Genomic DNA, 19,078 nt, shown 5'->3' on the forward strand with positions numbered 1-19,078 from the left:
CTTCCGGAGCCTGGGCATCGCGGCCTACAGCCTGTCCAGGGCCGACTTCAGGGTGCCGGCGGTGTCGTTGCCGAGCTTGGTGAGGAGCGGCATGGCCACCGGCCAGAGCCACCGGCCCAGCCCGGTGAAGGAGAACTCGGCCTGGTAGTCCACCGACGACCCGGAGCCGTCAGGAGCCACCGTGATGGTGTCTCGGCTGGTCGTGGTCTCGTTGCGCCCCACGATGACGAACCCGTGGTCGGAGACGCTCTCAAGGGTGTAGTCGAGGTCGACGGTCCGGCCGGCGAACCTCGACACGTTGTGCCAGACGGTGCCCGGTGACCCGTCACCGGAGAGCAGCTCGCACCTGACCGTGCCGGCGTCCCACTCGACGGCGTTCTCGAAGTCGAGCAGGTAGGGCAGGACCTGTGCGGGGGTGGCGGACGTGGCGACGGTGCGCTGGACGGTGGGCATCAGGAGCTCCTGTGGTTGCGACGGGCACGGCGGGTGGTGAGGGCGGTCGTGCCCAGGACGAGTGCTGCGGCGCCGACCGAGGCTGCCGTGCGCCGGACTGTGTGCCGCCAGCGCAGGGGGTCCACCGAGCGCAGGGCCGCGCGGACGGCCGCGTCGTAGCCGGTCTGTCCGCCGGGCGGAGGGCCGATGGCCGACTGCACGTCGTCCTCGTGGCAGACCGCGTCGTGGACCAGGCTGCCCACCAGGGGGCGTGCGATGCCGGCCGAGATCGGCGTGACCAGGCCGACCCACAGCCCGGCCAGCCGAGGAGTGAGGACCGGGACCGAGACGATGAGCCGGCGCCCGATGCCCGCGACCAGGGCATAGCGCTGCATCATCTCGGCGTAGGTCAGGACGTCCGGGCCGCCGATGTCGAACGTCCGGTTGGTCTCGGACGGCAGGTCGGCTGCTCCCACGAGGTAGTGGACGACGTCGTCGACGGCGATCGGCTGGATGTTGTTGTCGACCCACCGGGGGGCCACCATCGCCGGCAGCCGTTCCGTGAGGTGACGCAGCATGTCGAAGGACGCGGAGCCGTCGCCGAGCACGACCCCGGCCTGCAGCACCGCCGCCGGCACGGGTGCGTCGAGGAAGATCTCGCCGACCTCGACGCGCGAGGCCAGGTGCTCGGACAGGTCGCCCTGGGGGTGCAGCCCGCTGAGGTAGACGATCCGGCCCGTGCCGGCGTCGGCCGCCGCCGCCGCGAATCCCTGGGCCATGGTGCGGTCGCGTTGGACGAAGCTGCCTTGGCCGTCCATCGAGTGCAGCAGGTAGTAGGCCACCTCGGCTCCGTCGAGCGCCCGCGCCAGGTCGTCGGGTGAGGTCGCGTCGCCTTCGACCACGTCCACGTCGTCGCGCCACCCATGGCGCTCGAGGCCCGCCCTGCTGCGGGTCAGGACCCGCACCGACCAGCCGGCGTCGAGCAGGGCAGGGACGAGCACCCCGCCGATGTAGCCGGTGGCGCCGGTGACGAGGGCGGTGCGGGGTGCGGGGGAGGTCATGGCATCAGCTTCCGGTGGACAGGACGACGGGTAGGAGGAAGAGCATCCCCAGCGACCACGTCAGGTGCGTGATCATCGGTCCGAGGATGCCGCCGGTCACCCGCCGCTGGAGTGCGGTGACGAGGCCGAGGAGGGCGGCCGCGAGGACGAGCAGCGGTATGCCGGCCCCGGCCGTGGTCAGCGCGTAGACGACCGTGGTGATCGCCACCGCGTGGCGCCGTCCGACGGCGGAGTAGAGCGCGCCGCGGAAGTAGAGCTCCTCGGCGACGCCGTTGACCGCGGTGAGCAGGGTGACGAGGGCCAGGGACCCCAGGCGTGCATGGTCGAGCAGGTGCTCCACCGGGTTGCGCAGGACCGGGACGTGGGCGACGACCGCGGCACCGGCCAGGAACAGGACGAGCAGCAGCGCCCCGAGGGCGAGGGACTGGACGATGGGCCGGGCGTCCTCCCCTCCGGCACGGGTGTGCGCTCGCCCCAGGTGGAGGGGCCCGGACACGAGCGCACCAGCGGTCCAGACGCCAGCAAGGCCGAGCGTCGCGACGTAGAACAGCGGGTCGCCGGGCCGGATCCGCAACGCGAAACCGAGGACGACGGTGCCGACCACGAGCGTGACCAACGCGACCAAACGACGGCGACGGAAGGCCTGGTCGCTCTCGGTGTGGTCACGGGCAACCGGCTGCACCAGCGCGGCCCGGATGAAGTCACGCACCTCCCGGACGGGGTTGAGTCCCTGAGCCGGGTGTGGGGTCGCGGGGCCGGTCATGCGCGTGCCGCGTCGTAGCGTCGCAGTGCCTCGCGGCGTTCCTCGGCATGGTCGACGATGCGCTCGGGATAACCGCGGGCGAAGCCGTCGGCGCTCTTCCAGGGCTCGTGGGCGGCCTTGCCCGAGAGGTGCGCGAGCTCGGGCACGTAGCGCCGGACGTAGTCACCGTGGGGGTCGAAGCGCAGACCCTGCGTCACCGGGTTGAAGACTCGGAAATATGGGGAGGCGTCGGTGCCGGTGCCGGCGACCCACTGCCAGCCGTGGTTGTTCGACGCGATGTCGCCGTCGATGAGGTGGTCCAGGAAGTGCCTCGCCCCGATCGGCCACCAGACGTGGAGGTCCTTGGTGAGGAAGCTGGCGGTGACCATCCGCATCCGGTTGTGCATCCAGCCCTCCTGGAGCAGCTGGCGCATGGCTGCGTCCACGACGGGGTATCCGGTGCGTCCCTGGCGCCACGCGTCGACCGCGTCACCTGCCTCGTCGTAGTCCATCCCCGACAGGGGTGTGCGCAGGTCGTGCCACGTCGAGGTCGGGTGGTGCCACAGCACGTCCGCGTAGAACTCGCGCCACGCCAGCTCGGTCGCGAACCGCTCGGCTCCGTCGCCGAGGTGACGGCGCCCGTCTGCCAGGTCCGCCAGCAACGTGCGGGGGTGGACCGCCCCGATCTTGAGGTAGGGCGACAGCCTCGAGACCCCGTCGAGGTCCGCGCGGTCACGGTCGGTGGCGTAGTCGGCGAGGGCGCCGTCGCGGAAGTCCGCCCACCGTCGCAGCGCGGCGCCCTCGCCCGCCTCGGGCAGGCTCGGGAGGTCCGCGGCCGCCCGCGCCTTCTGCAGGGTGCTCAGCGCTGACTGGTCGGAGCGCACCCGCGCCAACCGCAGCCCCTTCGGCTCGATCGCCGGCGCGGGCCACCCGTGGTCGCGCCACGCGCGCGAGAACGGCGTGAAGACCTTGTAGGGCGTCCCCTCGGCGTTGACCACCGAACCCGGCCCCACGGCATACGGGGAACCGGTCTCGACCCAGTCGACGCCCGTCTCGGCGAGGGCGGCAGCGACCTTGCGGTCACGGCGCTGACCCGCGGGCGTGGTCTCGCGGGAGACGTGCACGGAACCGGCGCCGACCTCCTGCGCCAGCTGCGGGAGCACCGTCGCGGGATTGCCCTCCCGCACACAGAGCCGCCCCTCGTATGCCGCGTCGGCCGCCTTGAGGCTCTCGGCCAGCCACGCGCGGCGCGCGTTTCCTGCGCCTCGCCACAGGGCAGGGTCGAGGACGAACACGACAGCCACCTCGCCCTGTCCGCCACCCGCCGCGGCCCGGGCGGCGTCCTGGGCGGCCTCGTGGGCTGCGCCGAGTGCCGGGAGATCGCCCCTACGCAGGTCCCGGCGCAACCACAGGATGCTCGAGGGGGACACGCGGACGCTCCTTCACTGGGGCTGGAAAGGCTCAGGGAGACCCGGGACGGCTCACGGTAACCCGCTGACCTGCGATGTTCAATGTGTGTTGAAGGTCAGAGGGTGCCGTCGGGGCCGCTGCGACGCGCCTCGTCGGCCGAGGCGTCGTCGGGCATCGTCTGGCTGACTCGCTCGGCCTCGACCCGGCCGAGGTAGATGTCGACCTCCTCCTTCGTGCGCGCCTCGTCCCAGCCGAGGACGGGAGCGACGAGAGCCGCGGCGGCCGGCGCGGCGGAGACGCCCCGGTCCCAGGCCTCGATCGAGATGCGCGTGCGCCGGGTCAGGATGTCGGTGAGGTGCAGGGCGCCCTCGTGCGAGGCCGCGTAGACGACCTCGGCCTTGAGGTGGTCCTCGGCACCGTCCAGTGGCTCCTTGAGCTCGGGTCGCTCGGCGAGGAGGTCGAGGATCTCCTGGGTGAGCGAGCCGTAGCGACGCAGCAGGTGCTCGACCCGCGCGACGTGCAGCCCCGAGGCGCGGGCCAGCGACTGGCGCTGGTTCCACGCGGCCTGGTAGCCGACGCCGCCGAGCAAGGGGATGGTGTCGGTCGTGGAGTCGGCGATCCGGCCGGCGATGGCCTGGGCCGCCTCGTCGACGGCGTCCTTGGCCATGACGCGGTAGGTCGTGTACTTGCCGCCGGCGACGACGACCAAGCCCGGGGCGCTGTGGGTGACGACGTGCTCGCGCGAGAGCTTGCTCGTCGACTCGGACTCGCCGGCGAGGAGTGGTCGCAGGCCCGCGTAGACGCCCTCGACGTCCTCGTGGGTCAGTGGCGTCGCGAGCACGCGGTTCACGTGGTCGAGGATGTAGTCGATGTCAGCGCGCGTGGCCGCGGGGTGGGCCTTGTCCAGGGCCCAGTCGGTGTCGGTGGTGCCCAGGATCCAGTGGCGGCCCCAGGGGATGACGAACAGCACCGACTTCTCGGTGCGCAGGATCAGGCCGGTGGAGGAGTGGATGCGGTCGCGGGGCACCACGAGGTGGATGCCCTTGGAGGCCCGGACGTGGAACTGTCCCCGCTCACCGACCATCGCCTGGGTGTCGTCGGTCCAGACCCCCGTCGCGTTGACGATCTGCTTGGCGTTGATCTCGAACTCGCGATCGGTCAGCTTGTCGATGGCGCGCACGCCGGTGACGCGCTCACCCTGACGCAGGAAACCAATGGCAGCAACGCGGTTCGCGACGTGGGCCCCATAGCTGGCGGCGGTACGTGCGAGCTCCATCGTGTGGCGGGCGTCGTCGACCTGCGCGTCGTAGTACTGGACCGCACCCGTGAGGGCGCTGCTCTTGAGGCTGGGCATCAGTCGCAGCGCCTGGCGCCGCGTGAGGTGCCGGTGGTGGGGGAGGGCCGAGCCACCGCCGGAGCTCATCGACATGGCGTCGTAGAGCGCGATCCCGGATCCGACGTAGGCGCGCTCCCACACGTGGTGCGTCAGCGGGTAGAGGAACGGGACGGGACGGACGAGGTGGGGCGCGAGGCGGGTGAGCAGGAGGCCGCGCTCGTGCAGGGCCTCCCTGACGAGGGCGAAGTCGAGCATCTCGAGGTAGCGCAGACCGCCGTGGATCAGCTTGCTGGACCGAGAGGAGGTGCCGCTGGCGAAGTCGCGCTGCTCGATCAGACCGGTCGACAGCCCCCGAGTCACGGCATCGAGGGCCGTGCCGCTCCCGACCACGCCGCCGCCGATGACGAGCAGGTCGAGCTCCTCGCCACTGCCGAGCACGTCGATGGCGTGCTCGCGCCCCTGCGGTGAGAGCGCGGTGTTCGTGCCTGCCAGTCCCATCGTGCTACCCCTCGTCGACATCCACCCAGTCCAGGGTGCGTTCCACGGCTTTGCGCCATCCGGCATACCCGTCGGCGCGCTGCTGGTCCGACCAGGTCGGTGACCACCGCTGGGACTCCTGCCAGTTGGCGCGGAGCTCGTCGGTGCCTGACCAGAAGCCAGTGGCCAGACCTGCAGCGTAGGCCGCACCGAGCGCGGTCGTCTCCGCGACCACGGGCCGGGACACGGGGACGCCGAGGATGTCGGACTGCAGCTGCATGCAGAGGTTGTTGGCCGTGACCCCGCCGTCGACCTTGAGCACCTCGAGCTCGACGCCGGAGTCCTTGGTCATCGCGTCCGAGACGTCGCGGGTCTGGTAGCAGATGGCTTCGAGGGTGGCCCGCGCCAGGTGGGCGTTGGTGTTGAACCGACTCATCCCGACGATGGCGCCGCGGGCGTCGGGACGCCAGTAGGGCGCGAACAGGCCGGAGAACGCGGGAACGAAGTAGAGGCCGCCGGTGTCCTTGACCTGGTTGGCGAGCCGCTCGATGTCGGCCGCTCCGGAGATGATGCCGAGCTGGTCGCGCAGCCACTGGACGGCCGACCCGGTGACGGCGATGGAACCCTCGAGCGCGTAGACGGGCTTGGCGTCCCCGAGCTGGTAACAGAGGGTGGTCAGCAGCCCCGACTCGCTGCGCACGATCTCCTCGCCGGTGTTGAGGATCATGAAGTTGCCCGTGCCGTAGGTGTTCTTGCCCTCGCCGGGCGCGAAGCAGACCTGGCCCACGGTCGCGGCCTGCTGGTCTCCGAGGTCGCCGGCGAGCGGGACCTCGCCGCCGAGCGGGCCGTTCGCGAGGGTGTGGCCGTAGAAATCGGGGTCGGAGCTGGGCCGGATCGTCGGGAGCATCGTGCGCGGGATGCCGAAGAAGCCGAGCAGTTCGTCGTCCCAGTCGAGGGTCTTGAGGTCCATCAGCATGGTGCGGCTCGCGTTGGTCACATCGGTGACGTGCACGCCCCCGTCGGTTCCCCCCGTGAGGTTCCAGAGCAGCCAGGTGTCGATCGTGCCGAAGATCGCGTCGCCGCTCTCGGCGACCGCACGGGCACCGTCGACGTTGTCGAGGATCCACTGGACCTTGCCCGCCGAGAAGTAGGCAGCGGGAGGGATGCCGGCGCGTTCGCGAATCACGTCGCCCTGGCCGGACTGGTCGAGGGCCCGGGCGATCCGGTCGGTGCGCGTGTCCTGCCAGACGATCGCGTTGTGCAGGGGCCGTCCCGTGCGGCGGTTCCACACGACGGTGGTTTCGCGCTGGTTGGTGATGCCGAGCGCGGACAGGTCGCCGGCCTGGAGGTTGAGGTGCGACAGCGTCGAACCGATCACGGTCTGGGTGCGCTCCCAGATCTCGAGCGGGTTGTGCTCGACCCAGCCCGCCCGCGGCATGACCTGCTCGTGCTCGAGCTGGTGCCGACCGACCTCGGCACCGTCATGGTCGAACACCATGAATCGCGTGCTCGTCGTCCCCTGGTCAACCGCGCCAACGAAATCGGCCATGCCGCGACCCTAGTGCGGCGCCCTGCCAGCCGCCCGGCATACCCGATCGTGGGTGTTCGGGATCACGCCGCTGGATCCGGTCCGGCACGCGCCTGGCGCCGGGAAACCGGCGGGCGCGGCAGTTGGCGATTCAGAACGCGAAACGAGCCTGTGGATATCTGAAGGCTCGTTTCACGTTCTGCAGAGAGACTGTCGCGGTGAGCGAGAACGAGGGCTTCTGGTCCGAGGTGGACGAGCGGGCTGAGCGCCGGGAGCTCGCGGCGGAAGAGCGGGCCGCGGTGCTGGCCAGGGAAGAAGCCGTCGTAGACCTGCCGTCCGTCCTCCGCCTGGCGTCGCGAGCGGTCGACGGGCTGGTGCGCAGCACGTTGAACGCCCAGGGCATGTCGCACGTGTCGCTGACCGGGCTCGACATCCTGGGCCTGGGAGGTCAGGGCCTGGTCGACAAGACCATCGGCCATCTCGATCAGCGGACGGTGACGGTGTCGACAACCGAGGAAGGTCGTCGGCTGCACGAGTGCGCACGGAGGGCGATCGACGACGCCCTCCACGTCGTGGCCGAGGACATCACCGACGGGAGGTTGGCCGACCTCACCGAAGACCTGGCCCGCGTCGCCGACGTCGACCGTGGCCGCCATCCGTGGAATCGGTGGTGAGCCGCGCCGCGCCGGGTCAGGTGGCGCGGGGTCAGGCCTTGGGCTCGGGCTCGGTGAGCGTCGGTCGACCGGGCTGTTCGCCGCCGCGCGCCTCCAGGTAGGAGTTCTTGGGCACCATCACCTTGCGGCGGAAGATGCACACGAGCGTGCCGTCCTGGTTGTAGCCCTTGGTCTCGACGTACACGACACCGCGGTCGTCCTTGGACGTGCTCTCCCACTTGTCGAGCACCTCGGTCTGGCCATAGATCGTGTCACCGTGGAACGTCGGCGCGACGTGGCGCAGCGACTCGACCTCGAGGTTGGCGATGGCCTTGCCGGAGACGTCGGGCACGGACATGCCGAGCAGCAACGAGTAGATGTAGTTGCCCACCACCACGTTGCGCTTGAACTGCGTGGTGTTCTCCGCATAGTTCGCGTCGAGGTGGAGGGGGTGGTGGTTCATGGTGAGCAGGCAGAACAGGTGGTCGTCGTACTCGGTCACCGTCTTGCCGGGCCAGTGCTTGTAGACCGCACCGACCTCGAACTCCTCGTAGCTGCGTCCGAATTGCATGGGCCCATCCTGCCGATGGCAGCCGGACAAGGACACCGGTATGCCGCGTGCGTTCCCTCACAGCCGGCGTGGTCGAGCCTGGGCGAAAGTTTTTCGTCGCAAAGATCGAGAGGACCAGCGCCCGCCCGTCAGGGTGGTGACAGGGCCGCACGGCCAACCCACGCCGACCAGGGAGCAGCAACCATGAAGTACGTCATCCTCATCCACTCCAACCCCCAGCCCTGGGGGCACCCGACCAGCGACTTCATCCCCGAGCACCAGGCGTTGTCGGCCGAGGAGCGCGCGGTCCTCCAGTCCGACTTCGAGGCGGTGCTGGAGGACCTGTCCGATCGCGGCGAGCTCGTGGGCGGCCAAGCCCTCGGCAGCCCCCACGACGCGAGGCTGTTCCGCTGGTCGGGCGGCCGCCGCAAGATCACGGACGGTCCCTACGCCGAGACCACCGAGCACTTCGCCGGCTTCTTCCTGATCGACGTCCCCACCCAGCAGCGGGCCGAGGAGGTCGCGCAGAAGTTCTCCGGTCCCGGCGAGACCGTCGAGCTCCGCCCCGTCGCGGAGTGACCGGGACGGCTGTCCCGAGGCATCCCTGCCGGGCCCTACCCTTGGGCACGTGCCGATCGACCTCCACACCCACTCCACCGCGAGCGATGGCACCGAACCCTCCGACGTGGTGGTGGCCCAGGCGGCGCGCGCCGGTCTCGAGGTGGTGGCCCTCACCGACCACGACACGTATGCCGGGTGGCCGGCTGCCGTGGCCGCCGCACACGAGGTGGGCGTGGACCTGGTGCGTGGCGTCGAGGTCTCGTGCTCACGCCGGGGCGTCAGCGTGCACCTTCTCGGCTACCTCGTGGACCCGCAGGCTCCTGGCCTGCTCCGCGAGCTGGAGCGGGCGCGGGAGTCGAGGGTGACCCGGATCGACCGGATGGTCGAGCTGATGGCCGCCGACGGCATACCGGTCACGATCGAGGAGGTGCGGGCGCAGGCGGGCGAGGGCACGACGATGGGGCGTCCACACATCGCCGACGCCCTGGTGGCCAGCGGCTACGTGCGCACCCGGGACGAGGCGTTCGCCGACGTCCTGCGCAACGGCAGCCGCTACTACGCCTCGCACTACGCACCCGACCCGGTGCTCGCGGTGCAGCTCGTCCGCGAGGCTGGCGGGGTGCCGGTGATGGCGCACCCGTTCGCCAACGGTCGCGGCTGGACCGTCGACGACGCGGTCATCGAGGAGATGAGCGCGGCCGGGCTCGCGGGGCTCGAGGCGTACCACCGCGACCACCGGCCGGGCGAGGTGCGCCACGCGGAGGAGCTCGCGGCGCGCCTGGGGCTCTTCGTCACCGGGTCGAGCGACTACCACGGCGTGGGCAAGGAGAACCGCCTCGGCGAGAACACGACGTCGGCCGACGTCCTCGCCCAGATCGAGCAGCAGGCAACCAGCAGCACCGACGTGGTCAGGGCAGGACGAACGTGAACGACATCATCAACCTCCAGACGTTCGGCTCGGTCTTCGTGACCCTGCTGGTCATCATGGATCCGCCCGGCGCGCTCCCGATCTTCCTGGCGCTCACGGGTTCGCTGACCCAGAAGCAGAAGGTCGCCGCCGCCCGCCGCGCCTCGCTCGTGGCGCTCGGCGTGATCGTCCTGTTCGCCGTGTTCGGCCAGCAGATCCTCACCTACCTCCACATCTCGCTGCCGGCCCTCCAGGGAGCCGGCGGGCTCCTCCTGCTGCTCGTGGCCCTGCAGCTGCTGACGGGGTCTGAGCAGGAGCAGCACGCCGACGCCGGGGTCAACGTCGCGCTCGTGCCGCTCGGCACCCCACTGCTGGCCGGTCCCGGTGCGATCGTCGCGACGATGCTCCAGGTCAAGCGGGCCGACGCGGTCAGCGACTACGTCGCCGTCGCAGCCGGACTGGTTGCCACGATGTTCGTCGTCTGGCTCTTCTTCCGCTTCGCCAGCCAGGTGCACCGGGTGCTCAAGGACAGCGGCACCGTGCTGGTGACCCGGATCGCCGGACTGCTCCTCTCGGCGATCGCCGTGCAGATGGTGGCCGACAGCATCCGAGCCTTTGTCAGCGGCACCCCCTAACGTGGGCGAGGTGAGCGTGGGGGAGTTCGTGCAGCAGGAGTTCGGGGGTATGCCGCGGCGCCTGTTCCGGGCGAGCCCCAGCAAGCTGCTGGCGTGGGTCGACTGCCCACGGCGCTACCGCATGCAGCACCTCGACCGTCCGGCGCCGGCCTCGCGTCCGCAGCGTGCGCACACCTCGTTCGGTGTGGCTGTGCACAACGCGCTCCGCGACTGGTGGGACCTGCCGGCCGGGCAGCGCACCCCGGCTGCCGGCGCCGAGCTCGTCCGGACGTCCTGGATCGACCTCGGTTTCCGCGATGCCGACCAGTCGCGCGAGTGGCGCGAGCGGGCCCAGCAACAGGTCGTCGACTACCTCGACGAGGTCGACCCTGCTCACCAGCCGCTCGGCATCGAGCGGACGGTCTCCCTCAAGACCGAGGTGTTCACCCTTCAGGGCCGCATCGACCGGCTCGACGACCGTGGCGGTGAGCTGGCGGTCGTCGACTACAAGACCAGTCGCTCGGAGCCGACCGACGACGACGCCCGCACGTCGTTGCCCATGGCGCTCTATGCCGCTGCCGCGTGGAAGATGTTCCGACGCAAGTGCGTCCGGGTCGAGCTGCACCACCTGCCGACCGGCGCCGTCGCCACCCACGAGCACACCGGTGAGTCGCTCAGGCGCAAGATCGCCGAGGCCGAGTCGATCGCGCAGGACGCGCGCAGGGCCGAGGAGGACTACGCCGAGTTCGGCGTCGACTCGGGCCGCTTCCCGGCCAACGTCGGTCCCCTGTGCCAGTGGTGCGACTTCCGCGCCCACTGCCCGGCGGGTCAGGCCTTCGGTCCGGAGAAGTCCGACTGGGCGGCCCTGGAGCAGCCCGCGGTCCGCACCTGACAGACTTGGGCCACCGGCACACGCAACTCTCGAGGCAATCACAGCAGAAGGGCAGCCACTGGTGGCCAGGACATCCGCGAAACCGGCCACCATCGTCTCGGTGGCCAACCAGAAGGGCGGCGTCGCGAAGACGACGTCCGTGGCCTCCCTCGGTGCTGCCTTCGCCGAGCAGGGCAAGCGGGTGCTGCTCGTCGACCTCGATGCCCAGGCCTGCCTGACGTTCAGCCTCGGTGTGGACCCGGACGAGGTCGAGAGCTCGATCAACGAGGTGCTGCTCGGGCGGGCCAGCATCGCCGACGTGCGCGTCACCTGTGATGACGGCGTCGACCTGGTGCCCAGCGTCATCGACCTCGCGGGCGCCGAGGCCCAGCTGCTGCCCCGCCCCGGCCGCGAGTACATCCTGCGGACGGTGCTGGAGGAGGTGCGCAGCGAGTACGACGTGATCATGCTCGACTGTTCGCCGAGCCTGGGCGTCCTGACCCTCAACGCCCTCACCGCCAGCCAGGGACTGATCATCCCGATGCCCTGCGAGATGCTCAGCCACCGCGGCGTCGGCCAGCTCCTCGACACGGTGACCGACGTGCAGAAGATCCTCAACAAGGACCTCGAGGTGTGGGGCATCCTGCCCACCCTGTTCGACGGTCGCAGCAACCACGCCCGCGAGGTGCTCGCCGACGTCGGTCAGCGCTACGACCTGCCGGTGCTGGACCCGCCGATCCCCAAGACGGTGCGCTTCGCGGAGGCGCCGGCCGTCGGGCGGTCGATCCTGGCCACCTCCCGCACCTCCAAGGGCGCCAAGGCCTACCGCGACGTCGCCGCAGCGCTCGCGAAGAAGCTCTGACCCGGCGCCCACTGGGCGATCCGGCCCGCGGCGGCGGAATAGCGATGCGCCGAGCCGACTTGTCACTGGACGGTGACTGAACCCGACCCCCGAGGAGCATCATGTCCCGCACGGCTGCACTGTCCACCGCCTCCGCAGGCGCCCCGCTGACGTCGACGACGATCGAGCGCCGCGAGCTGCGTGACGACGACATCACCATCGACATCGCCTTTGCCGGCATCTGCCACAGCGACATCCACCAGGTCCGCGAGGAGTGGGGGAGCGCCATCTTCCCCATGGTTCCCGGCCACGAGATCGCCGGGGTCGTCTCCGCCGTCGGTGACCGGGTGACCCGCCACAAGGTGGGTGACCGCGTCGGCGTCGGCTGCATGGTCGACTCCTGTGGCGAGTGCGAGTACTGCAAGGACGGCCAGGAGCAGTTCTGCGTCGCGGGTGCCGTCATGACCTACAACGGCAAGGGTTACGACGGCGAGGAGACGATGGGCGGCTACAGCCAGCAGGTCGTCGTCAGCGAGCGGTTCGCCGTCCGCATCCCCGACGCCCTCGAGCTCGACGTCGCCGCACCGCTGCTCTGTGCGGGCATCACGACCTACAACCCGCTGAAGCGCTGGGGGGCCGGCCCCGGCACCAAGGTCGCCGTCGTCGGCCTGGGCGGCCTGGGCCACCTCGGCGTGAAGTTCGCCGCCGCCCTCGGGGCCGAGGTCACCGTGCTCAGCCAGACGACCGCCAAGGAGGCTGACAGCAAGGCCTTCGGCGCCGTGGAGCACCGGGCCACCAAGGACGACGCGACCTTCGAGGACTTGCGCGGCCAGTTCGACCTGATTCTCAACACCGTCAGCGCCGACCTGCCGTTCGACCGGTACCTGTCCCTGCTGCGACCCAACGGTGCGATGGTCAACGTGGGGGCGCCGAGCGAGCCGAGCACGTTCCAGGCGTTCTCCCTCCTCGGCGGCAGCAAGGTCCTCGCCGGCTCCAACATCGGCGGCATCCCGCAGACCCAGGAGATGCTCGACTTCGCAGCCGAGCACGGCATCGCGGCCGAGATCGAGACGATCAGCGCCGACCAGGTCAACGAGGCCTACGACCGCGTCGTCGGCTCCGACGTGCGCTACCGCTTCGTCATCGACACCGCGACGATCGGCGCCTGAGGCCCTCGGCGCGGCCGAGCCACCGATGAGCGGGTATGCCGTGGAGTTCCGGCGCGTGACGCGCGCCGACTTCGCGCTGCTCTCCCGGTGGCTGGCCGCCCCGCCCGTGGCCCGGTGGTGGAACCACGAGTGGTCGCGGGGCGCGGGCGAGCGTGACTTCGGGCCCTCGGTCGACGGCACGGAACCGAACCAGGACTGGCTGGCCGTCGTGGACGGTCGACCGGTCGGGCTGGTGCAGCGTTCCCGGGTCAGTGACTACGCCGAGAACCTCGCGGACTTCTCCTCGCTCGTCGCGGTCCCCGAGGGCGCACTGACGATCGACTACCTGCTGGGTGACCCCGCGGCATACGGCAAGGGGCTTGGCACAGCGATGATCGCTGCGTTCGTCGCCCGGTCGTTCGACGAGTTCCCTGACGCACCAACGGTTCTCGTGTCGGTCGTGGCGGCCAACGTCGCCTCGTGGCGGGCTCTGGAGAAGGCAGGGTTCCGCCGGGTCGCCGAGGGTGACCTCGCGCCGGACAACCCCGTCGACGACCCGCTGCACTACATCCTGCGCCTCGACCGCCCGGCCTGACGCACAGCTATGCCGCGCGGCATACCTGGTCTGTCACGGGGTGGGGCGTCAGGCCTGGCTGGCCTCGCCCGCGCCGGCGCCACCACGAGTGCGGCGACGGTTGCGGTTGCGGCGCGGCTTGGCCGCGACATCGCCGCCCTCGGCCGGTGCGCTCTCGGCGCGACGTTCGCCACCACGACCGCCGCCATCACGGTTGCCGTCACGACCGCCACGGCCAGCGCCGTCGCGGCTGCCGCCGTCACGGCCACGGCCGCCACCGTCGCGGCTCGGGCCGGCACCGGGACGACGCCCACCGGACTTGCCCGTCTCGCCGAGGTCCTCGAGCACCTCGGCGCCCAGGCCGGCGAGCTTCTGCGCGGCCCTGGGCAGGCGGCCCTTGGCTGTGCGCGGGATGTCGAGCTGCTCGTAGAAGTGGTCGGAGGAGGAGTAGGTCTCCTCGGGCTCGGGGATGCCGAGGTCGAGGGTCTTGTTGATCATGCCCCAGCGCGGCAGGTCGTCCCAGTCGACGAAGGTCACCGCGATGCCGGTGTTGCCGGCGCGGGCGGTGCGACCGATGCGGTGCAGGTAGGTCTTCTCGTCCTCGGGGCACTGGTAGTTGATGACGTGGGTGACGTTGTCGACGTCGATGCCGCGGGCCGCGACGTCGGTGGCGACGAGGATGTCGACCTTGCCGTTGCGGAACGCGCGCAGGGCCTGCTCGCGCGCGCCCTGACCGAGGTCACCGTGGATGGCCGCGGCGGCGAACCCGCGCTCGGTGAGGTCGTCGGCGACCTTGGCGGCCGTGCGCTTGGTGCGGCTGAAGATGATGGTCAGGCCTCGGCCGTCGGCCTGGAGCATGCGGGCCAGCATCTCGACCTTGTCCATCGCGTGGGCGCGGTAGACGAACTGCTCGACGGCCTTGACCGTGTGGGCGTTCTCCTGGTCGTCACCCATCGCGCGGATGTGCGTCGGCTGACGCATGTAGCGACGGGCGAGGGCGACGACGGCGCCGGGCATGGTCGCCGAGAAGAGCATCGTCTGACGGGCCGGCGAGGTCATCGCGAGCAGCTTCTCCACGTCGGGGAGGAACCCGAGGTCGAGCATCTCGTCGGCCTCGTCGAGCACGACCGACTTGGTCTGCGAGAGGTCGAGGTGGCCCTGCTTGGCCAGGTCGATGAGGCGACCGGGCGTGCCGACCACGATCTCGACGCCGTTCTTCAGCGCCTCGATCTGGGGTTCGTAGGCGCGGCCGCCGTAGACGGTGAGCACGCGGATGCCGCGCCGCTTGCCGGCGCGCTCGAGGTCTGCGGCGACCTGGACGGCGAGCTCGCGCGTCGGGGCGACGGCGAGGGCCTGCGGCTTGCCGGCGTGCGGGAAGGTGTCCCAGGCCGCGTCGCCGCGAGCGACGGTGCGGTTGAGCATCGGGACGCCGAAGCCGAGGGTCTTGCCCGTGCCGGTCTTGGCCTGGCCGATGATGTCGTGCCCACTGAGCGCGACCGGGAGGGTCATCGCCTGGATGGGGAACGGCGTCACGATACCGGCGTCGCCCAGCGAGGCGACGATGTCGGGGTGGACGTCGAAGTCGGCGAACGTCGGGTCGGCCGGTGCGGCGACGGGAGCGTCGGCGGTGGTGTCCGGCGTGGTGGCATCGGACAGCTCGGCGTCGGGCGCGTGGGTGCCCGAGGTGGTCTCAGTCATGGAGTTCTCTCGATCGGGGGCGCCCCCACAGTCGGGGTGGCGCTCGCACAGCGGGCCGATCGGAGGTCTTCGTCATGGGTAGCGCGGACCGTGTCCGCGGCTGATTCGTGCCGACCGGGCACCTTTGACCACCTGAGTCTAGCGGGGCGGCCCCGACATCCCCGCATCGGCGAGGGTCACCGAGGGCCCCGACGTTAGGGTGACGGGCATGACCAAGGACGACTGGCTGGCCGATCCGCAGTACCGCGACGCAGTCGCCGACCTCCTCGGAGTGCTTGCGTACGGCGAGCTCACTGCGTTCACCCGACTTGCCGGGGACAGCGAGCTGTCGCCGACCCAGCCGCTCAAGGCTGCCGTGGCCGGGCTGGCGGTGGCCGAGTTCCGGCACTACGAGATCCTCGTCGCCCGACTGGACGAGATGGGGATCGACCCCGAGGTCGCGATGGCGCCGTTCATCGCCCCGATCGACGCGTTCCACGAGCGCACCAAGCCGAGTAGCTGGCACGAGGGCCTGGTCAAGGCCTATGTCGGCGACGGCATCGCCACCGACTTCTACCGCGAGATCGCCGCCTACGTCGACCCCTCGACGCAGGCGCTGGTGCACTCGGCCATGGAGGACGTGGGGCAGGCCGAGTTCGTCGTCAAGGTGGTGCGCGAGGCGATCAAGGCGGATCCCAAGATCGCCGGGCGCCTGGCGCTGTGGGGCCGCAGGCTCGTGGGTGAGGCGCTCTCCCAGGCCCAGCAGGTGGCCGTCGAGCGCGACGCCCTGGCCTCGCTCATGGTGGGTGGCATCGGCGGTCCAGATCGCCCGAGCGCCGACCTGGCCGAGCTGGGCCGCATGTTCGCCCGCCTCACTGACGAGCACACCCGCCGGATGGGTCGTCTCGGCCTCGCCGCCTGAGGGCGGGCATGCGAAAGGGCCCGGTCCTTTGCGGTCCGGGCCCTCTCGGGTGAGGCGGGTGGTCTCAGACCGTGGTGTTCCTTCGCCCGGTGACCGCACCGTAGATGGCGATGAGCACCACCGCGACGATGATGCTGATGATCCAGCGGAGCCAGTCGACGCCCTTGGTGGCCTCGACCCCCAGCGCCGCTGCGAGGTAGTAACCGATGATGACGCCGATGATGCCGAGGACGATCGTGACGATGATCCCGCCGGCCTGGCGACCCGGCATGACTAGCTTGGCGAGGGCGCCGATGATGGCACCCGCGATGATGACACCGATGATCTCCATGTGCTGCCTCACTTTCGTGTGAGCGAGCGGCTGACCGATCGCATTGCGTCATTACCCCACCATGGATCGCGCCAAACCGCACATACTCCAACGGCGTGTTGCGTCACGGTGCGGACACGATCTGCCCGGTATCGGTGCAGGTCAGGGCCGCGAGAGGGGCCTGCCAGGGGAGGGTCAGACGCCGAAGCCGACGCCGCGCTTGTCGGACTCACCGATCTGGACGTAGCCGAGGACCGCGGCCGGGACGAGGAGCTGGCGCCCCTTGTCGTCGACGAGCGTGAGGACGGTGCCCTTCTCGAGCGACTTGCTCACGGCGGCAGCGATGTCGGCTGCGTTCTCGGTCGACTCGAAGACGACCTCGCGCGAGACGTTCTGGACGCCGATGCGGACCTCCACGGTGGTTCCCTTCAGGGTTGGGTGGGCACGCGGCATACGAGCGCGTGCGGAACTCTCGACAAGGCTAACGAGCGGTGTGTCAGGAACCTTCCCCGCCCACCTTGGGGAACGACCCGAGGCCTCGCCAGGCGAGCGCACCCATGAGGAGGGCGGCCTCCTCCTTGGGGACGTCGGACCCCTGGGCGAGCCAGTGGCGGGCGCTGACCTGCGCGATCCCGGTGAGCGCCATACCCAGCAGCGAGGCGTCCTCGTCGGTCAGCCCGGTGTCCTCGGCGATGACCTCGGCCACGGCTTCGGCGCAGACCAGGCCGACGGCGTCGAGGCGGTTGCGGACCGCGGACTCGTTCGTGAGGTCGGACTCGAAGATCAGCCGGAAGGCCGCCCCGTCACGGGAGACGAAGTCGAAGTAGGCCGCGATGGTGGCGTAGACCCGTTCCCGGTTGTCCTGGGTGGACGCGAGGGCCTCGCGGACGAGTTGCTCGAGCGCCTCGCTGTGCTTGTCGAGCAGGGCGAGGTAGAGCTCGAGCTTGCCGGGGAAGTGCTGGTAGAGCACCGGCTTGGAGACGCCGGCGCGATCGGCGATGTCGTCCATCGCGGCCGCGTGGTAGCCGGACTCCACGAAGGCGGCCTGGGCCGCTTCGAGGAGCTGGGCGCGGCGGGCGGAGCGTGGGAGGCGTTGGCCCCGGGCGTTGTCGGTGCCTGGAACTGCTCGAAGGGACATGGGGACCTTCTGTTCGATGGTGCAGCGTTCGGCGGTGGTGCGGCCTGACTGCGGTGTCGTGAACATCGTACGGGTGGGTAACCTGCATCACATGGCCATCCCACCGCTGGTTGCGCCCGGACCAGAGCTGACGACCGAGCAGAAGGCCCGCTACGCCCGCCACATCCTGCTCCCCGAGGTCGGCCTGGAGGGTCAGCGAAGGCTGGCCAACGCCCGCGTACTGGTCGTCGGTGCAGGGGGGCTCGGCTCGCCCGCGCTGATGTACCTCGCGGCCGCTGGAGTGGGCACCATCGGGGTGGTCGACGACGACGTCGTGGACGCCTCCAACCTCCAGCGGCAGGTCGTGCACGGGGTCGCCGACGTCGGTCGTCCCAAGACCGAGTCCGCAGCCGAGACGGTGGCGGCCATCAACCCGCTCGTCACCGTCGTCCGCCACGACGTGCGGCTCACCTCCGAGAACGCGCTCGAGATCCTGGCCGACTACGACGTCGTCCTCGACGGGGCCGACAACTTCCCGACCCGCTACCTCGTCAACGACGCGTGCGTCTTGCTCGGTATGCCGCACGTGTGGGGTTCGATCTACCGCTTCGACGGCCAGGTGTCGGTCTGGTTCGCCGGCCGCGGCCCCTGCTACCGCTGCGTCTTCCCCGAACCCCCGCCGCCCGATGCCGTTCCCTCCTGCGCGACGGGCGGTGTGCTCGGCGTGCTGTGCGCGGCCATCGGGTCCGTCCAAGTGGCTGAGGCAGTGAAACTCATTGTGGGACAAGGTGATCCGCTCGTAGGACGCCTGCTCGTGCACGACGCCCTGCGCCAGACCTGGGACTCGCTCACCGTCCGCGCCGACCCCGACTGCCCCGTGTGCGGCGAGTCGCCGACCGTGACCTCGCTGGTGGACTACGAGCAGTTCTGCGGTATGCCGGGTGCTTCCGTGTCGGGGTCCGTCCAGGCTGAGGGCGAGGGCAGCCGCGCGCCGGCTGCCGCGTTCGCCGAGGTGTCGGCGACGGACCTGGCCGCCATGCTGGCGGAGCGGGACATCGGGGACCGGGAGTTCGAGCTGGTCGACGTCCGCGAACCGGGGGAGCGTGCGGTCGTGTCGATCCCCGGCGCCCGGGCCCTGCACCTCGACCGGTTCCGCGACGGGACGGCCGCCGACGAGCTGCCACCCGGCATACCGGTCGTGGTCATGTGCAAGTCCGGGGTGCGGTCAGCGGAGGCTGCCGGGCTGCTCGCCGCGAGGGGCCGTGCCGACGTCGCCAACCTGACCGGGGGCGTGCTGGCCTGGGTGAAGGACGTCGACCCGAGCCTGCCGGTCTACTGAAGGGGCTG

Annotated in this window: 21 protein-coding genes; 10 read left to right on the top strand and 11 right to left on the bottom strand. The window is 70.6% G+C overall.

The features are described from left to right. Positions 1-24: 24 nt before the first annotated feature. The 6 genes from AC1DXJ_RS16075 to glpK all read right to left on the bottom strand — a co-directional run bounded on the left by AC1DXJ_RS16075 (position 25) and on the right by glpK (position 7,007). Entirely contained in the window at positions 25-453 is a 429-nt protein-coding gene (locus AC1DXJ_RS16075; RefSeq protein ID WP_477615656.1) for an SRPBCC family protein, read from the bottom strand. Then, positions 453-1,493: an NAD(P)H-binding protein gene (locus tag AC1DXJ_RS16080; protein WP_477615657.1), complete on the bottom strand. Its 1,041-nt coding sequence runs from the start codon at positions 1,491-1,493 to the stop codon at positions 453-455. Before AC1DXJ_RS16080 ends, AC1DXJ_RS16075 begins: the two co-directional genes overlap by 1 nt. 4 nt (positions 1,494-1,497) lie before the next feature. Continuing rightward, the gene (locus tag AC1DXJ_RS16085) at positions 1,498-2,256 is read right to left on the bottom strand and encodes a CPBP family intramembrane glutamic endopeptidase (RefSeq protein ID WP_477615658.1); all 759 of its coding nucleotides are present in this window, start codon (positions 2,254-2,256) and stop codon (positions 1,498-1,500) included. After that, a complete protein-coding gene (locus AC1DXJ_RS16090; protein ID WP_477615659.1) occupies positions 2,253-3,665 on the bottom strand; it encodes a cryptochrome/photolyase family protein in 1,413 nt (470 codons plus the stop codon). The genes AC1DXJ_RS16085 and AC1DXJ_RS16090 overlap by 4 nt, the downstream gene beginning before the upstream one ends. A 95-nt stretch (positions 3,666-3,760) precedes the next feature. Next, positions 3,761-5,500 (bottom strand): glycerol-3-phosphate dehydrogenase/oxidase, encoded by a 1,740-nt coding sequence (locus AC1DXJ_RS16095; RefSeq protein WP_477637490.1) that lies wholly within the window; start codon positions 5,498-5,500, stop codon positions 3,761-3,763. Further along, the gene (glpK, locus tag AC1DXJ_RS16100; RefSeq protein ID WP_477615661.1) at positions 5,484-7,007 is read right to left on the bottom strand and encodes a glycerol kinase GlpK; all 1,524 of its coding nucleotides are present in this window, start codon (positions 7,005-7,007) and stop codon (positions 5,484-5,486) included. Before glpK ends, AC1DXJ_RS16095 begins: the two co-directional genes overlap by 17 nt. A 197-nt stretch (positions 7,008-7,204) precedes the next feature. Between glpK and AC1DXJ_RS16105 the strand changes: the two genes are divergently transcribed. Beyond that, the gene (locus tag AC1DXJ_RS16105; protein ID WP_477615662.1) at positions 7,205-7,660 is read left to right on the top strand and encodes a hypothetical protein; all 456 of its coding nucleotides are present in this window, start codon (positions 7,205-7,207) and stop codon (positions 7,658-7,660) included. Positions 7,661-7,691: 31 nt separating this feature from the next. Here the strand turns inward: AC1DXJ_RS16105 and AC1DXJ_RS16110 are convergent, their stop codons facing one another. Further along, positions 7,692-8,210, bottom strand: coding sequence for a MaoC family dehydratase (locus AC1DXJ_RS16110; protein WP_477615663.1), 519 nt, complete (start codon positions 8,208-8,210; stop codon positions 7,692-7,694). Positions 8,211-8,393: 183 nt separating this feature from the next. Here AC1DXJ_RS16110 and AC1DXJ_RS16115 point away from each other — a divergent pair, with 183 nt between their 5' ends. The 7 genes from AC1DXJ_RS16115 to AC1DXJ_RS16145 all read left to right on the top strand — a co-directional run bounded on the left by AC1DXJ_RS16115 (position 8,394) and on the right by AC1DXJ_RS16145 (position 13,726). Next, positions 8,394-8,768, top strand: a complete 375-nt coding sequence (locus AC1DXJ_RS16115) for a YciI family protein (protein ID WP_477615664.1) — start codon at positions 8,394-8,396, stop codon at positions 8,766-8,768. Between the two features lie 49 nt (positions 8,769-8,817). Continuing rightward, positions 8,818-9,678 (top strand): PHP domain-containing protein, encoded by an 861-nt coding sequence (locus tag AC1DXJ_RS16120; RefSeq protein ID WP_477615665.1) that lies wholly within the window; start codon positions 8,818-8,820, stop codon positions 9,676-9,678. Continuing rightward, positions 9,675-10,292 carry a MarC family protein gene (locus AC1DXJ_RS16125; protein ID WP_477615666.1) on the top strand — a complete coding sequence of 206 codons (618 nt, stop codon included), beginning with the start codon at positions 9,675-9,677 and terminating at the stop codon, positions 10,290-10,292. Before AC1DXJ_RS16120 ends, AC1DXJ_RS16125 begins: the two co-directional genes overlap by 4 nt. A gap of 10 nt (positions 10,293-10,302) precedes the next feature. Next, positions 10,303-11,163: a RecB family exonuclease gene (locus tag AC1DXJ_RS16130; protein ID WP_477615667.1), complete on the top strand. Its 861-nt coding sequence runs from the start codon at positions 10,303-10,305 to the stop codon at positions 11,161-11,163. Positions 11,164-11,263: 100 nt separating this feature from the next. Beyond that, entirely contained in the window at positions 11,264-12,004 is a 741-nt protein-coding gene (locus AC1DXJ_RS16135; protein ID WP_477615668.1) for a ParA family protein, read from the top strand. Between the two features lie 101 nt (positions 12,005-12,105). Then, positions 12,106-13,152 (top strand): NAD(P)-dependent alcohol dehydrogenase, encoded by a 1,047-nt coding sequence (locus AC1DXJ_RS16140; RefSeq protein WP_477615669.1) that lies wholly within the window; start codon positions 12,106-12,108, stop codon positions 13,150-13,152. 25 nt (positions 13,153-13,177) lie between these two features. Next, positions 13,178-13,726: a GNAT family N-acetyltransferase gene (locus tag AC1DXJ_RS16145; RefSeq protein ID WP_477615670.1), complete on the top strand. Its 549-nt coding sequence runs from the start codon at positions 13,178-13,180 to the stop codon at positions 13,724-13,726. Positions 13,727-13,774: 48 nt separating this feature from the next. Here the strand turns inward: AC1DXJ_RS16145 and AC1DXJ_RS16150 are convergent, their stop codons facing one another. Continuing rightward, the gene (locus AC1DXJ_RS16150; RefSeq protein ID WP_477615671.1) at positions 13,775-15,403 is read right to left on the bottom strand and encodes a DEAD/DEAH box helicase; all 1,629 of its coding nucleotides are present in this window, start codon (positions 15,401-15,403) and stop codon (positions 13,775-13,777) included. 208 nt (positions 15,404-15,611) lie between these two features. On the opposite strand from AC1DXJ_RS16150, the gene AC1DXJ_RS16155 reads away from it, so the two are divergent. Further along, on the top strand, positions 15,612-16,304 hold the full coding sequence (locus AC1DXJ_RS16155) for a ferritin-like fold-containing protein (protein WP_477615672.1): 693 nt from the start codon (positions 15,612-15,614) through the stop codon (positions 16,302-16,304). Positions 16,305-16,368: 64 nt separating this feature from the next. On the opposite strand, the gene AC1DXJ_RS16160 is transcribed toward AC1DXJ_RS16155, so the two are convergent. From AC1DXJ_RS16160 to AC1DXJ_RS16170, 3 genes are all read right to left on the bottom strand, one after another. Further along, positions 16,369-16,635 (bottom strand): GlsB/YeaQ/YmgE family stress response membrane protein, encoded by a 267-nt coding sequence (locus tag AC1DXJ_RS16160; RefSeq protein WP_477615673.1) that lies wholly within the window; start codon positions 16,633-16,635, stop codon positions 16,369-16,371. A gap of 174 nt (positions 16,636-16,809) precedes the next feature. After that, complete coding sequence (locus AC1DXJ_RS16165) at positions 16,810-17,031, bottom strand: DUF3107 domain-containing protein (RefSeq protein WP_477615674.1); 222 nt, start codon at positions 17,029-17,031, stop codon at positions 16,810-16,812. Between the two features lie 79 nt (positions 17,032-17,110). Next, complete coding sequence (locus tag AC1DXJ_RS16170) at positions 17,111-17,752, bottom strand: TetR/AcrR family transcriptional regulator (protein ID WP_477615675.1); 642 nt, start codon at positions 17,750-17,752, stop codon at positions 17,111-17,113. A gap of 91 nt (positions 17,753-17,843) precedes the next feature. Between AC1DXJ_RS16170 and moeB the strand changes: the two genes are divergently transcribed. Further along, on the top strand, positions 17,844-19,070 hold the full coding sequence (gene moeB, locus AC1DXJ_RS16175; RefSeq protein WP_477615676.1) for a molybdopterin-synthase adenylyltransferase MoeB: 1,227 nt from the start codon (positions 17,844-17,846) through the stop codon (positions 19,068-19,070). Positions 19,071-19,078 lie beyond the last annotated feature (8 nt).

The organism is Pedococcus sp. P2_D9 (assembly GCF_056404275.1).

Excerpts from the sequence above, each read along its gene's own strand:
- AC1DXJ_RS16075 (WP_477615656.1), bottom strand. The coding sequence starts at position 453 with ATGCCCACCGTCCAGCGCACCGTCGCCACGTCCGCCACCCCCGCACAG.
- AC1DXJ_RS16080 (WP_477615657.1), bottom strand. The coding sequence starts at position 1,493 with ATGACCTCCCCCGCACCCCGCACCGCCCTCGTCACCGGCGCCACCGGC.
- AC1DXJ_RS16085 (WP_477615658.1), bottom strand. The coding sequence starts at position 2,256 with ATGACCGGCCCCGCGACCCCACACCCGGCTCAGGGACTCAACCCCGTC.
- AC1DXJ_RS16095 (WP_477637490.1), bottom strand. The coding sequence starts at position 5,500 with ATGTCGACGAGGGGTAGCACGATGGGACTGGCAGGCACGAACACCGCG.
- glpK (WP_477615661.1), bottom strand. The coding sequence starts at position 7,007 with ATGGCCGATTTCGTTGGCGCGGTTGACCAGGGGACGACGAGCACGCGA.
- AC1DXJ_RS16110 (WP_477615663.1), bottom strand. The coding sequence starts at position 8,210 with ATGCAATTCGGACGCAGCTACGAGGAGTTCGAGGTCGGTGCGGTCTAC.
- AC1DXJ_RS16115 (WP_477615664.1), top strand. The coding sequence starts at position 8,394 with ATGAAGTACGTCATCCTCATCCACTCCAACCCCCAGCCCTGGGGGCAC.
- AC1DXJ_RS16140 (WP_477615669.1), top strand. The coding sequence starts at position 12,106 with ATGTCCCGCACGGCTGCACTGTCCACCGCCTCCGCAGGCGCCCCGCTG.
- AC1DXJ_RS16145 (WP_477615670.1), top strand. The coding sequence starts at position 13,178 with ATGAGCGGGTATGCCGTGGAGTTCCGGCGCGTGACGCGCGCCGACTTC.
- AC1DXJ_RS16150 (WP_477615671.1), bottom strand. The coding sequence starts at position 15,403 with ATGACTGAGACCACCTCGGGCACCCACGCGCCCGACGCCGAGCTGTCC.
- AC1DXJ_RS16155 (WP_477615672.1), top strand. The coding sequence starts at position 15,612 with ATGACCAAGGACGACTGGCTGGCCGATCCGCAGTACCGCGACGCAGTC.
- AC1DXJ_RS16160 (WP_477615673.1), bottom strand. The coding sequence starts at position 16,635 with ATGGAGATCATCGGTGTCATCATCGCGGGTGCCATCATCGGCGCCCTC.
- AC1DXJ_RS16170 (WP_477615675.1), bottom strand. The coding sequence starts at position 17,752 with ATGTCCCTTCGAGCAGTTCCAGGCACCGACAACGCCCGGGGCCAACGC.
- moeB (WP_477615676.1), top strand. The coding sequence starts at position 17,844 with ATGGCCATCCCACCGCTGGTTGCGCCCGGACCAGAGCTGACGACCGAG.